This window comes from Bizionia sp. M204, assembly GCF_023205095.1.
Classification (GTDB): domain Bacteria; phylum Bacteroidota; class Bacteroidia; order Flavobacteriales; family Flavobacteriaceae; genus Algorimicrobium; species Algorimicrobium hallyeonense.
In genome coordinates this window covers 2,514,517-2,527,671 of the sequence record NZ_CP046242.1, presented here as the reverse complement: position 1 = coordinate 2,527,671, position 13,155 = coordinate 2,514,517, and the positions used below count along the sequence as shown (strand labels likewise).

At 36.0% G+C, this 13,155-nt stretch carries 6 protein-coding genes; 1 reads left to right on the top strand and 5 read right to left on the bottom strand.

Annotation, left to right across the window (positions count from 1 at the left end; genetic code table 11):
* Nucleotides 1-59: 59 nt before the first annotated feature.
* A complete protein-coding gene (locus tag GMA17_RS11735; RefSeq protein WP_248396392.1) occupies nt 60-1,601 on the top strand; it encodes a glycine--tRNA ligase in 1,542 nt (513 codons plus the stop codon).
* A gap of 105 nt (nt 1,602-1,706) precedes the next feature.
* On the opposite strand, the gene GMA17_RS11730 is transcribed toward GMA17_RS11735, so the two are convergent.
* From GMA17_RS11730 to GMA17_RS11710, 5 genes are all read right to left on the bottom strand, one after another.
* Entirely contained in the window at nt 1,707-3,671 is a 1,965-nt protein-coding gene (locus tag GMA17_RS11730; RefSeq protein WP_248396390.1) for a heavy metal translocating P-type ATPase, read from the bottom strand.
* 10 nt (nt 3,672-3,681) lie between these two features.
* Nucleotides 3,682-4,827: an efflux RND transporter periplasmic adaptor subunit gene (locus GMA17_RS11725; RefSeq protein WP_248396389.1), complete on the bottom strand. Its 1,146-nt coding sequence runs from the start codon at nt 4,825-4,827 to the stop codon at nt 3,682-3,684.
* An 11-nt stretch (nt 4,828-4,838) separates the two neighbouring features.
* Nucleotides 4,839-9,143: a CusA/CzcA family heavy metal efflux RND transporter gene (locus tag GMA17_RS11720; RefSeq protein ID WP_248396386.1), complete on the bottom strand. Its 4,305-nt coding sequence runs from the start codon at nt 9,141-9,143 to the stop codon at nt 4,839-4,841.
* Between the two features lie 71 nt (nt 9,144-9,214).
* Nucleotides 9,215-9,604 carry a hypothetical protein gene (locus tag GMA17_RS11715; protein ID WP_248396384.1) on the bottom strand — a complete coding sequence of 130 codons (390 nt, stop codon included), beginning with the start codon at nt 9,602-9,604 and terminating at the stop codon, nt 9,215-9,217.
* Between the two features lie 54 nt (nt 9,605-9,658).
* Nucleotides 9,659-13,111 (bottom strand): hypothetical protein, encoded by a 3,453-nt coding sequence (locus tag GMA17_RS11710; RefSeq protein WP_248396383.1) that lies wholly within the window; start codon nt 13,109-13,111, stop codon nt 9,659-9,661.
* Nucleotides 13,112-13,155 lie beyond the last annotated feature (44 nt).

Sequence of the window (13,155 nt, the reverse complement as noted above, 5' to 3'; positions counted from 1 at the left end):
CCTATTATTTTTTTCATAAAACCGCTCATTTAGTTGAAGCGGTTTTCTATTTTTGCACTATGGCAAACAATGACGATCAATTCAAGAAAGTAATCTCTCACGCAAAAGAGTATGGTTACGTATTCCAAAGTAGTGAAATCTACGACGGACTAAGTGCAGTATACGATTACGCACAAAATGGCGCAGAACTTAAAAAGAACATCCGCGAATACTGGTGGAAAGCCATGGTACAAATGCATGATAATATTGTAGGTATAGACGCCTCCATTTTTATGCATCCAACCACATGGAAAGCCTCTGGACACGTAGATGCGTTTAATGATCCGTTAATAGATAACAAAGATTCTAAAAAACGCTATCGTGCCGATGTTTTAATTGAAGATTATTGCGCAAAAATTGAATCAAAAATAGATAAAGAAGTTGCAAAAGCTGAAAAACGCTTTGGTGAGGCTTTTAATAAAGAAGAATTTATAAGTACCAATCCAAGAGTAGTTGGTTATTTTGAAAAGATTCAGACCATTTTAACGCGAATGGGGAAGTCTTTAGAAGCTGAAGATTTAGTAGATGTTAAAGCACTAATTGAAGAATTGGAAATTGCGGATCCACTTACAGGTTCTAAAAACTGGACAGACGTTAAGCAATTTAATCTGATGTTTGGAACTAAACTTGGTGCATCGGCAGAACATGCTATGGATTTATATTTACGTCCTGAAACGGCGCAAGGAATTTTTGTCAACTTTTTAAATGTTCAAAAATCGGGTCGTATGAAAATTCCGTTTGGAATTGCCCAAACTGGAAAAGCGTTTAGAAATGAAATTGTAGCAAGGCAATTTATTTTTAGAATGCGTGAATTTGAACAAATGGAAATGCAATTTTTCATTAAGCCAGGAACACAAATGGAATGGTTTGAGTACTGGAAAGAAACACGTATGAAATGGCATTTGTCATTAGGTATGGGAGCCGACAACTACCGTTTCCACGATCATGAAAAATTAGCCCATTACGCAGATGCTGCTACAGATATTGAGTTTAAATTCCCATTCGGATTTAAAGAATTGGAAGGTATTCATTCTCGTACGGATTTCGATTTAAAACAACACGAAGAATTTTCAGGTAAAAAATTACAGTATTTTGACCATGAAGATAATGCGAGTTATACCCCGTATGTTTTGGAAACATCCATTGGTTTAGATCGTATGTTTTTAGCTGTTTTCTCCAATGCGTTGGAAGAAGAAGAATTAGACAACAATACAACCAGAACCGTATTGAAATTGCCAGCCGTTTTAGCACCAGTAAAAGCTGCTATTTTACCATTGGTTAAAAAAGATGGTTTACCAGAAATAGCCCGTCAGATTTTTGATGATTTGAAATGGGATTTCAATATGGATTATGACGAAAAAGATGCTGTAGGACGCCGCTACAGACGTCAAGATGCCAACGGTACTCCATTTTGTATTACAGTAGACCATGACACGTTGGAGGACCAAACGGTAACTATTCGTCATCGGGACACTATGGAGCAAAGTCGCGTTAAGATTTCCGATTTACGCGATATTATTAAAAAAGAAGTGGATGTGAAAGAGTGGTTAATGAAAATGTAACCAACACCTGTAAAAACAGGTGTCTATTTGATATTAGAAATCCCAAGTAATTATTTGCTTGGGGTTTTTCATTTCACATTAGTTTAATATTTGTGAATAAACCTGCTAATCCTCCTTATAAGCCAACAAACGCAAGGCATTTATCACAACCACAACCGTAGAGCCTTCATGAAATAATACCGCAAGTCCAATATTTGTTAGTCCTAATATGGTAACTGGCACCAAGATGGCAACCACACCCAAACTGATAAAGATATTTTGATTTATAATCCGCTTGGACGCACGACTTAATCCAATAGCAAAGGGTAACATTTCTAATTTGTCGGACATTAAAGCCACATCAGCTGTTTCTAGAGCGACATCGCTTCCGGCTGCTCCCATAGCAATACTTACTGTACTTAATGCCATAGCGGGTGCGTCGTTTACACCATCGCCAACCATGGCGACTTTCCCATCGCGTTCTATTAATAAACGCATGGCATCTACCTTATCTTCAGGCAATAAATTACCGCGACTTTCAGTCAAACCAATTTGTTTGGCAATGGCTTTTCCAACACTTTCATGATCACCAGTAAGCATAATCATATTTTTAATGCCAATTTTTTTAAGCCGAAGTAGGGTGTTTGCTGCCGTTTTTCTTGGAACATCCATAACACTTACTAAACCAATGATCTGATTTTGATAACCAACAAGCATCACGGTTTCGCCAGCTTCCAACTGTTGATTAAATTGCGTTTCAACGGCTTTAGGAATGGTAAATTGCTGATCGGTCATTAAACGGGTATTACCAATGTAAACTGGTTCGTTTTTATAAAGGGCTTCAATACCTTTCCCTTGAATAGCACTAATATTGGATGCTAAATTAGCAGCTTCTAATTGCTCTTGTTCTTTTATAGCTTTTGCAATGGCTTTTGCTAATGGATGATTACTCAAGCGTTCCACTTCATAAAGTAATTGTAGCAATTCTTTTTTGTCAAAATCATTAAAAGCAACCACCTGTTTTAAACTCGGCTTACCTTGGGTTAATGTCCCCGTTTTATCAAAAGCAATGGTTGTAACACTTCCTAAATCCTCCAATGCTTTACCACCTTTTATTAAAACGCCTCGTTGGGCCGCGCGTGCAATACCACTTAAAACGGCACTTGGTGTTGAAATGGCTAAAGCACAAGGACTGGCAGCTACCAATACCGTAATGGCACGATATAAACTGGTTTCAAAAGATTCATCAATTACTAAAAATGCAAAACATAAAACAGTCACTAAAAGAATAACGATTGGCACATATATTTTTTCGAATTTTTTTGTGCGTCTTTGGGTTGGTGATTTCTGCGTTTCTACATCATTCACCAAACTAATGAGTCGAGAAACAGTAGAATCCTTTGTTAGTTTTAGCACGCGAACTTCTAAGGCGCTATCCCCATTTATGGTTCCAGAAAAAACGATGTGACTTTTATCAATATCAGAAAAGTTAGGTATTTCTTGATCTTTAGGAAAGGGACTTTTATCAACGGGCATACTTTCGCCAGTAATTGGCGCTTGATTTATGCTACTGATGCCTTTAATGATAACGCCATCGGCTGCAATTTTAGTATGTGGTTGTACCACAATAATATCGCCTACTTCTAAATCTTCAATGGGAATTTCTTTTAATGAATTTCTATTCTTTAACAAAGCGGTTTTCGCTGATAAATTTCCTAAAGCCTTTATAGATTTTTCGGCTTTGTTCATGGCGTAATGCTCGAGAGCATGTCCTAAACTAAATAGGAATAATAAAAGCGAACCTTCTGCCCAACTTCCAATATAAGCAGCACCTATAGCTGCGACAATCATTAGAAAATCAATTTCAAAAAGACCTTTGCCAATTTTTTGAAAAGCTTCTTGCGTAATGAAATAGCCACCAAAACCGTAAGATATTATATAACAAATTAGATGTAAATAGGTTTCTAAATTAGCCCATGTATCCAAGCTAAATCCAATTGCCAGAAACAAACCGGACAACATTGAAAAGTATAATTCCGTGTTTTTGCCAAAAATAGCTTGGGTATGCTGATGGTTGTGTTTATCTGCCATAGTGTTTTAATTAATGACTGTGTCCACCTTCGCTTTCATTGAGAAGCATAGAGGTTCCGTGCGTTATTATTTGTTTCTCTAATAGGGTTTCAGGATTTAAAATCTCCATAAAATCCTCGGTTTGCTTACCTATTTGTACCTCTGTTTTTTCAAAGACATAACCATTTGTTGTTTTTTCTTCTAAAACCAGTACATAATAATTGTCATTTAACTGGATGACCGCTTCATGTGGCAAGGCCAAAGCGCTTACTTCATTGATATGAATTTGAGCTTCCACAAACATACCAATTATAAAGTTTCCTTCCACATCATCGATGTGTCCATGAACTTGAACACGTCTAGTTGCATCATCTATAGTAGTTCCAACCAAGTGGACATCCGCATTATAGGTTTTTTCCGAGGCTTCGGGAATAGTAAAGGTGATTTCCTGACCTTTCTTTATTTTCATAATATCCTTTTCAAATACCGAAAGTTCTAAATGAATATGATCTACATCTACAATTTCCATGATTTCATCGCTTGCCGAAACAAAGGTGCCATTGCTGACATTTACTTTGGTTACATGGCCACTTATTGGAGCGTAAATATTGATAGTGGACGACATATTTCCGGCTAAAACGGATCTCGGATTGATGTTCAACATCTGTAACTTTTTTTCTATTCCATTGTAAAAAGCTAAATTGCTTTTGTACATACTTTCAGCCTTTAAATAGTTTTTTTCCGAAGTAATATTTTCATCGAATAGTGTTTTCTGACGCGTATATTCATTTTTCAAATAGTTTAACTGTTCGGCGATTTCTAAAAACTGCTGTTGTAGCTCAATGTACTCCGTGTTTTCCAATGTTACCAAAAGTTGCCCTTTTTTAACCTGATCGCCTACCAATAAAGGTGTTTTAACAATATAGCCAGCCATATACGTGGTGACTCGTGATTTATTATGAGGTGGTACATCAATAGTTCCATTTATAGTTACGGTTTCATCAAATGTGCGTTCAGATAACGTTCCCAATACCATGGATTCGCTATTAAATTGGGCTTCTGAAAGTTTTATTTCGTCCTCATGAGAAACGGATTCTATAATGTCTGTGGAATCCTTCTCGCTATTGCCGCAAGCTATAAATAGTACGGAAAAAAGTAGTATATATATATGTTTCATGTTCATTAATATTATAAAGTTAAATGATTTAACTTGATTATAGTTTGATTGTAACTGTTTAAATTGTTTAAGTATTCCAACTCCATGTCTTTGGCGGTTTCAATACTTTGGATGTACTGAAAGAAATCGATTTCACCTTCTTTAAAGGTTCGGTTGGCCGTTTTTATAATTTCTTCCTGCAAATTACTGCCTTGAGTTTCATAATATGAAATAGCAGCTTGATGCTGTTCCAATTGCGCTAAAAGGCGTTGGTACTCACCTTGAAGTTTAATTTTATAATCGACCTCCTGCATGTTTACCACGCCTTCAGCAATTTTAGACGCCTTAATGCGTGCAGCATTTCCAGAGAAAAATAACGGAATCTTTAATCCTATTTGATACCCTTGAATATTGGAGTTTAAACCACTGTTGGAGCCAACGAAATACTCGGCCGAAATATCAGGTAATAAAGCCTGCTTTTCTTTATTTTTTAAAGCTTGAAAGTAATTTTTAGATTCTTCAAAATAAAGCAATCCAGGATTATCTTCAGAAACTGAGAGTGCTGTTAATGTCAATTTTTCTAGTGGTTCACTAACGATTTGTAATGTATCCATTTGAACCACTTTTTTTAGTTGTTCCATTTGCACTAAAACTTCTTGCTGCGCCTGAAGGAATCGCGTTTCCATTTGTTTTTCTTTGGATTCAGCAGTTAGCATTTCCAAATAATTAGTTTCACCTAATTCAAAACGCCTTTTCGCATTTTCAGCAAATTTGGTGTACAAGCTATCTAAATATTCATAGGTTTTCGCTTTATTTTTAGCGTAACTTAATTCATAAAAACTAGCATACACATCACGTTTAAGTTGTAAACGTTGGATGTTGTTTTCAGAAATTTTTAAGCTATAAGCTGCTTGATTAAAGCGTTTTTCGGCAAAATACCGGGTAGGAAATAAAAAATCTTGCGATACACCAAACACATTCAGCGGCTCATTATTTGCGCCTAAATTACTTTGATCATAGCTATAATAAATAGCCGTTTTATCAAAGTCGAAGGCACTTGAAATACGCGCATCGACTTCATCTGCTTGAAGACCTGATGCTTTAATTTGTGCATTGGTTTTCAGAGCTAATTCATAAGTTTCTTGAATGTTTAGTGGTTTCTGTTGTGCAAAACCGGTCCACGAAATGAACAGAATGATTAGCGTTGTTATATGATTTTTCTTCATTTTTAGTGTTTTCTTTTCTTCAATCCAAGCGTATAAAACAGGGAGAACTACTAGGGTTAGAATAGTAGCTGTTACTAAACCACCAATAACAACTGTGGCTAAAGGACGTTGTACTTCGGCTCCTGCATTGGTAGAAATAGCCATAGGTAAGAAACCCAAAGCTGCTGCTGATGCGGTAAGCAAAACAGGACGTAAACGTTCCGTTGTTCCACGTTTTATACGTATTTCAATATCTGTAACACCTTGAGATTTTAATTCTTTAAAATGTTCAATAAGGACAATACCGTTTAAAACAGCAATACCAAATAATGCTATAAAACCAACACCAGCGGAAATACTAAACGGTAAATCGCGTAACCATAATAGCAGAACACCACCAACGGCTGCCAATGGAATGGCGGAATAAACCATCAAGGCATCTTTTACAGAATTAAAAGCGAAATAGAGCAGTATAAATATAAGAACAAGCGCTACAGGAACGGCCACCAATAATCGGTCTTTTGCACTTTGTAGGTTTTCAAACTGACCACCATACGTTATACTATATCCTACTGGTAACTGAATATCTGAGGCAATACGCGCTTGAATATCATTTACAACGGATTGTAAATCTCTATTTCTAACATTTACACCAATTACAATGCGTCGTTTGGTATCATCTCTGGAAATTTGTGCTGGTCCAGTTGTGTAAGAAATATCGGCTAACTCGCTTAAGGGAATTTTTCCACCTGAAGGGATATCCACATACAAATTCTGTAAGTCGCTTAAGTTCTGACGGCTCTTTTCATCGAGTCGAATGGCCAAATCAAAACGTTTTTCACCTTCAAAAACTTGTCCGACGACATCACCAGCAAATCCCATGGAAACAATTTGATTTAAATCGGCAATATTGAGACCATAACGCGCTATTTTAAAACGGTTATAATTCACGCTCATTTGTGGTAAACCTTCTACCTTTTCTACAATAATATCAGAAGCACCTTCCACATCACTAATGGCTGTTTTTATGGCTTCGGCTTTGGTGGCAAGTATGGATAAATCGTCTCCAAAAATTTTAATAGCCACATCGGCACGCACACCAGTGATTAGCTCATTAAAACGCATTTCAATAGGCTGCGTAAACTCGATTTCCATGTTAGGAATAATAGCTAATGCTTCTTTAAATTTTTGCGCTAATTCGTCTTTACTGGAAGCAGAAACCCAAGTCTTTTTCGGATGTAATTTAATAATAACATCACTTTGTTCCATGGACATGGGATCCGTAGGAACTTCGGCGGCACCAATACGACTTACAACTTGGTCTACTTCAGGAAAATTTTCGAGAAGAATGCTTTCAATTTTAGTGGTTATCTCTATGGTTTTACCCAAAGATGTTCCCGTTTTTAAAACCGGTTGAATAACAAAATCACCTTCATCTAAAGTGGGAACAAATTCGCCACCCATTTTATTAAAAACGCCAATACTTACTATAAGGAGTACAACAGCAAAACCAATAACGACGCGCTTGCTATGTAAAGCCCAATTTATAATTGGCTCATACCAACGTGTCAGGCTATTCATAAGTCTAACCGAAATGTTTTTTGGTGATGGATTGGTTGGTTTTAAAAAGAGCGAAGAAACGACAGGTACATAGGTTAGACATAAAATCATGGCGCCTATTAAAGCAAAACTAAAGGTCATAGCCATAGGTTTAAACATTTTGCCTTCAATACCACTTAAAGATAGAATTGGAATAAAAACGATAAGAATAATGAGCTGTCCGAATATGGCCGAATTCATCATTTTTGATGCACTTTTTAAAGTAATACTATCAATAGCTTCTTTGGTAACCGTTTTCAACTTGGCACTTTGAGCTGTAATTTGAAAGGCAATAAACTCCACGATAATAACGGCTCCATCAATGATGATACCGAAATCAATAGCGCCTAAACTCATTAAATTGGCATCCACGCCAAAAATATTCATGAGTGAAATGGCAAAGAGTAAACTCAACGGAATAACCGAAGCCACCACTAATCCAGATCGCCAATTTCCTAGAAGCAATACCACCACAAAAATGACAATTAGTGATCCGAGAATTAAGTTTTCGGCAACGGTAAACGTTGTTTTATCTATGAGCTCACTACGCTCCAGAAAACCATTAATATAAACACCTTCAGGAAGTGTTTTTTGAATACTGGCTACACGTTCCTTTACGGCATCAATAATTTTTTTAGAATTTCCGCCTTTCAGCATCATTATTTGGCCAAGTACTTTTTCGCCTTCCCCATTTCCTGTAATAGCACCAAATCTGGTAGCATGACCAAAACCAACCTTCGCTACATCTTTAATGTAAACTGGTGTGCCATCATTTTTTACGACAATGTTTTCAATGTCTTTTAAGGACGTCACCAAGCCTTCGCCACGAATGAAATAGGCTTTATTGGTCTTTTCAATATAACCACCACCAGCAACACTGTTATTCTTTTCTAGAGCTTCATAAATAGACGAAATGGAAATATGCATGGCGGTTAATTTCTGCGGATTAATAGCAACTTCATATTGCTTTAAAAATCCACCCCAAGTATTAACTTCTACAACGCCAGGAATCCCTGATAATTGACGTTTAACCACCCAATCCTGAATGCTTCGTAAATCGGTAATGGTGTATTGGTCTTTAAATTCAGGTTTAACATCTAAAATATATTGATAAATTTCACCTAAACCGGTGGTTATAGGACCCATTTCCGGTGAACCAAAACCTTCTGGGATTTTTTCGGAAGCTGATTTAATTTTTTCAGCAATCAGTTGACGCGGTAAATAGGTGCCTAAATCGTCATCAAATACAATGGTAACCACTGAAAGTCCGAATTTTGAAACGGAACGAATTTCTTGAACACCAGGTAAATTGGCCATTTCAAGCTCTACAGGATAGGTAATAAATTGTTCCACATCTTGGGTTGATAAATTTCGGGATGTGGTAATAACCTGTACTTGGTTATTGGTAATGTCTGGAACGGCGCCAATTGATATTTGGGTTAACGAAACCACACCAAAACCAATGATTGCAGCAGCTCCCAATAGGATTATCAGCTTATTTTTTAAGCTGAATTTTATGATATTTTCTAACATAATTCATTTTAAATAAAGTTGCTAGCTATCCAAAGCAGGATTGCTAGTGATTAAAAAAAGATAAAACGGAATTATGCTAATTTGGGTGGTTGAAAAACGGCTTGTTTTTCAAATAAAGAAATGGATTCTTGGTAATGCGAATTAATAGGGATTTCCACAAAAGGCTCGTGAGAAATGAGGTAATCTTGAATATTTAAAGTAAAAACCATGGCGCTATGAACACAAGCTTGATGATGTTCTTTGAATGGTAAATCTTCATGCTCTTTGTGAGAGCTTGCTGGATGGAATGTGGCATCACCATAATGTTCTGCCAAAAATTCAAAAAATGAATCGCCATACTGCTCTTGATGATATTCTGCATGATCTAGCAAGACGCGAAAACGCGAGAAATCTTCAAAAGAAATATTAAAGCTCTGAAAAAGAACTAAAAATGAAAATGATATGGCAACAAGTTTTTGCATACAAAACAAAAGTACGAAATTTTTTGAGCTATTGTGTAACAACTGTTACAAGACTTAAAAATAGGCCTTTAATTGTACGTTTCCTGTGTGAATTACTTTGCTTGTTTCACTTTTTCTGCCGTAGTACGTAAGGTTCAAATCTAAAAAGCTAGTCAGTTTTTTTTGTGCTAAAATACTCCACGTATAATTTTTTCCAGGTTGTAAGCCTTCCATCATTTGGTAAGCTACGGCTGTGTTTACACTACCAGAAAAATTATTGTCAAAATAATTAAACTCACCACTAATAGCTGCTTTTTGATAATTGGCAAAAGTGAAAGCTGCACCATATTTTTGCTGCTTCAATGTTTCAAAATTACCAATGGTATTTTCTTTGCTTGTATATTGATAAAACACATCAAAACGTGTGTTATCATTTAATAGGTAGGAGATTTTCGGGGTGATGTTAGATTCATTTATATCGAAATTTTTACTCGCATAATTCTCGCTAATACTTACATTGTTATTAAAGCTCGATTCTAAATTAGCCAACCAACTTGTGGCAAATTTGTGTGTAAATTGCAGCTTGTGACTCTGTAAATCGTTTTCAATAAAACCAAAAGACAAGGTGTTTTGTGATTTGTTACTTAAGTAGGTGTAAGACGTGGTGTAACGTTGTTTGCCACGATTGAAAAATAAAATATTTCTGAAATTTAGTTGCAGCGCTAATTGATCTGCTTCTTTACCTTCAAACGGATTTAAATTAAAATCGCTACCAGAGCGTCTTTCTTTTCTATCTACTAAATACGAGGTTTGATTGTGAAATCGGGAGAGGAATTTTTTAAAACCGCCTTCACTGTTAATCCATTGTTGTGGATTAAGTGTAAGTAGTTGACTCAACCGATTTTGGTGCGTTTTTATAAAAACTTGATTTGGTAAAAGCACCCGAATATAATCGGCCTCGTCAGGGAATTGAGAGATTTCAAACTCCTCTAATTCTTGAATGCCATTGTTGTTATAATCTATCCACGTGTAAACGCCTTGTCCAGATTCCACTTCAATGTATGTAAATTCCTGCTGCGGAAGCGTTCCAGAATTCGTTTCAAAAACCGTATTCCAATAAATAAGTTGCTCAAAAAATCGCTGACTGAAAATAATTCGGGAGTTTAATGAGTTTTCATCATTGGATTCTTTTTCAGCATCTTTTAACGTTCTGTAATTGGCATAAATAGATAAATTGGTTTTTGAATTTTGAATAATCCGGGAGTCAATATAAAAGGTGTTTGAGGTATTCACTTTTTGTAAGTTTCCGCTCCTAACGCTATCATTCACTCGGTATTTATAACCAATTTCGGCAAATATTTTGGTGCTATCCCCAATTCCTGAAAAGATTTCATACGATTTAAAACGTTGACTTAATGCAGTATACTCATTGGTGATTTTAGTTTTTTGTTCATTGTCCTCCATGGCTAATCTTGTGCCAACCCAAGCTTTATTTAAGCTATAGGTAATACGGTTAAAAGAACGTAAAAAATTGGATGTTGAATTTGTAGAATTAGCTGTTAAATAACTGGAATTTGAAAGTATATGCCATTTGTATAAACGTAAATCGGCAAAGGTAATATGTCTATTTCCATTAAAATTATCGGCATAATTAAGATGTTCAAATTGATAGCTTGCCAATCCTTTTTTAGCGTGAAATGTGCGCAACCCTGTTTTAAAAAACAACTGATTCCCTGGTTCTTGGACCGCTTGATTTCCGGTTGTTTGATCTAAATTCCAATCCCGATTAAATTCTGCATTGTAAATACGTTGGATGGAACGGAAATTTTCTTGAATATAATCTGTGTCCACCATGGCATTTAAATTCCATAAACTATCTTTTTTTATGATGGCTTGGTCTACTTTTATTTTACCAGCAAAACCATCATTATCGTTATTATCAAGATCTGAAAATAAGTTGAGGTCGTTTTTGCTTCCTGCCAATTCAAAAGCGACATTGGTTTTGTCAGTTGGAATAAAACTACCATTAACAATGGCTAATTGTAATTTGGTAGGCGCAACCAACTGAATAATAGGTTCAAAATTTCCTTGTGGTTCACCAGCAATGGGTTCCACGTATTTGTAGATGGTGGAAATGGCGTTTATTTGTTCGCCATTAAATTCGTTATCAATAATATAATTTCCTTGGTTTTCGCCAACTAATGTAAACCGAACGCTAAATAATTGGTCGTCTGGGTTATTGGAAAACACAAAAGCCTCCACACCATTTATACTTTCTTTTTTATATAAAATTCGGTTTTCATTATAAGCTTCTGGTGAGCTGGATGGCGCTACCATTAAACTTTTATCATCACCAGCATTGACTAAAATCTCTACTTGTTCTTCTGAAAGATTCTGTTGCAGCGGGCTATTTTTAGAATCATTTTCGCTGTAAATAGACACGCCAAGTTTTAGCTTTTTGCTGTCATAATTACCACCACCATAAACTACTAATCGCGAATAATTACGTTCGCTAAACTGGTAATCCACCGTAATCCGCATTTCCGAAGTAATGGGGAAGGTTGGATTAAATATAATTTCGCCAGCATTATAATTAATAATATAATCTTTGTTTTCGCCACGTTCCAAAGGAATCCCGTTTACATAAACGGTTTCACTACCAGAAACGATTAAAACGTATAATTCTTCATTCGGGCCTTTTAACTTATAAGGACCTTGATTGCCTTCTTGTGCATTAAATTGACTGGTTGTAAATTGGCCACGTACCAAAGCGCCAGCCGCAAACAGGTTGGTGGTAGATTCGGGATGATTTAATCTTGCGTTTACCGATAAACCTTGAACACGCTTGCTGAAATTTCCAAAGTAGGACGTGGTGTTTTCTAAATCAACATCACCAGCACGAATTTTCCAATTATCACTAAACAACTCAATAAAAACCTGATCAAACTCATCTAGGCGTTGCGAATATCCCGATTCTTGAAGTGGCACATTGGCATCTTGAATGGATGCACGAAGTGATACTTTATCATTTAACTTACCTGTAATTTGTAAATCTAATTCACTGTTTAAAACCGAATTTTGGTTGTTTCCAATTACCACACCTCGAGAAATACTACCGGTTGTTGTTAGGCCGTCAAAAGGTTTGAAGGATGATTTTTCACTTGGCTGACTTAACTTATATAATTGTTGCTGCTTGTTGGTATTTGCCAAAATAACAGTCTCGTCTAGTTGGCGGTACGTTTTTGTTAAGAATTCAGGATATGACAGGTAATTGATGACTATGGAATCTGCTTCAATGGGTTTTTTGAGTTTGAGAATGGCTTTGGTAAAATCCACTTCATAGTAAGATTCATCAATAAACGACGCATCTAATTTTTTAAGTGAAAAGAAACTGGAATTAATACTCACACTATCAATAACTATGGAATCATTAACTGCAACTGTTATTGATTTGTAATTAGAATCTGTCTCCTGCGCAAAAGCACAAAAGCAGATAAAAAAAACGAAACAGGTAAAACAGTATTTCATGTCCTTCTAAAACTGTGGAATCAGGAATTTATTTTGTTGATTGA

Excerpts from the sequence above, each read along its gene's own strand:
- GMA17_RS11735 (WP_248396392.1), top strand. The coding sequence starts at position 60 with ATGGCAAACAATGACGATCAATTCAAGAAAGTAATCTCTCACGCAAAA.
- GMA17_RS11725 (WP_248396389.1), bottom strand. The coding sequence starts at position 4,827 with ATGAAACATATATATATACTACTTTTTTCCGTACTATTTATAGCTTGC.
- GMA17_RS11715 (WP_248396384.1), bottom strand. The coding sequence starts at position 9,604 with ATGCAAAAACTTGTTGCCATATCATTTTCATTTTTAGTTCTTTTTCAG.
- GMA17_RS11730 (WP_248396390.1), bottom strand. The coding sequence starts at position 3,671 with ATGGCAGATAAACACAACCATCAGCATACCCAAGCTATTTTTGGCAAA.
- GMA17_RS11720 (WP_248396386.1), bottom strand. The coding sequence starts at position 9,143 with ATGTTAGAAAATATCATAAAATTCAGCTTAAAAAATAAGCTGATAATC.
- GMA17_RS11710 (WP_248396383.1), bottom strand. The coding sequence starts at position 13,111 with ATGAAATACTGTTTTACCTGTTTCGTTTTTTTTATCTGCTTTTGTGCT.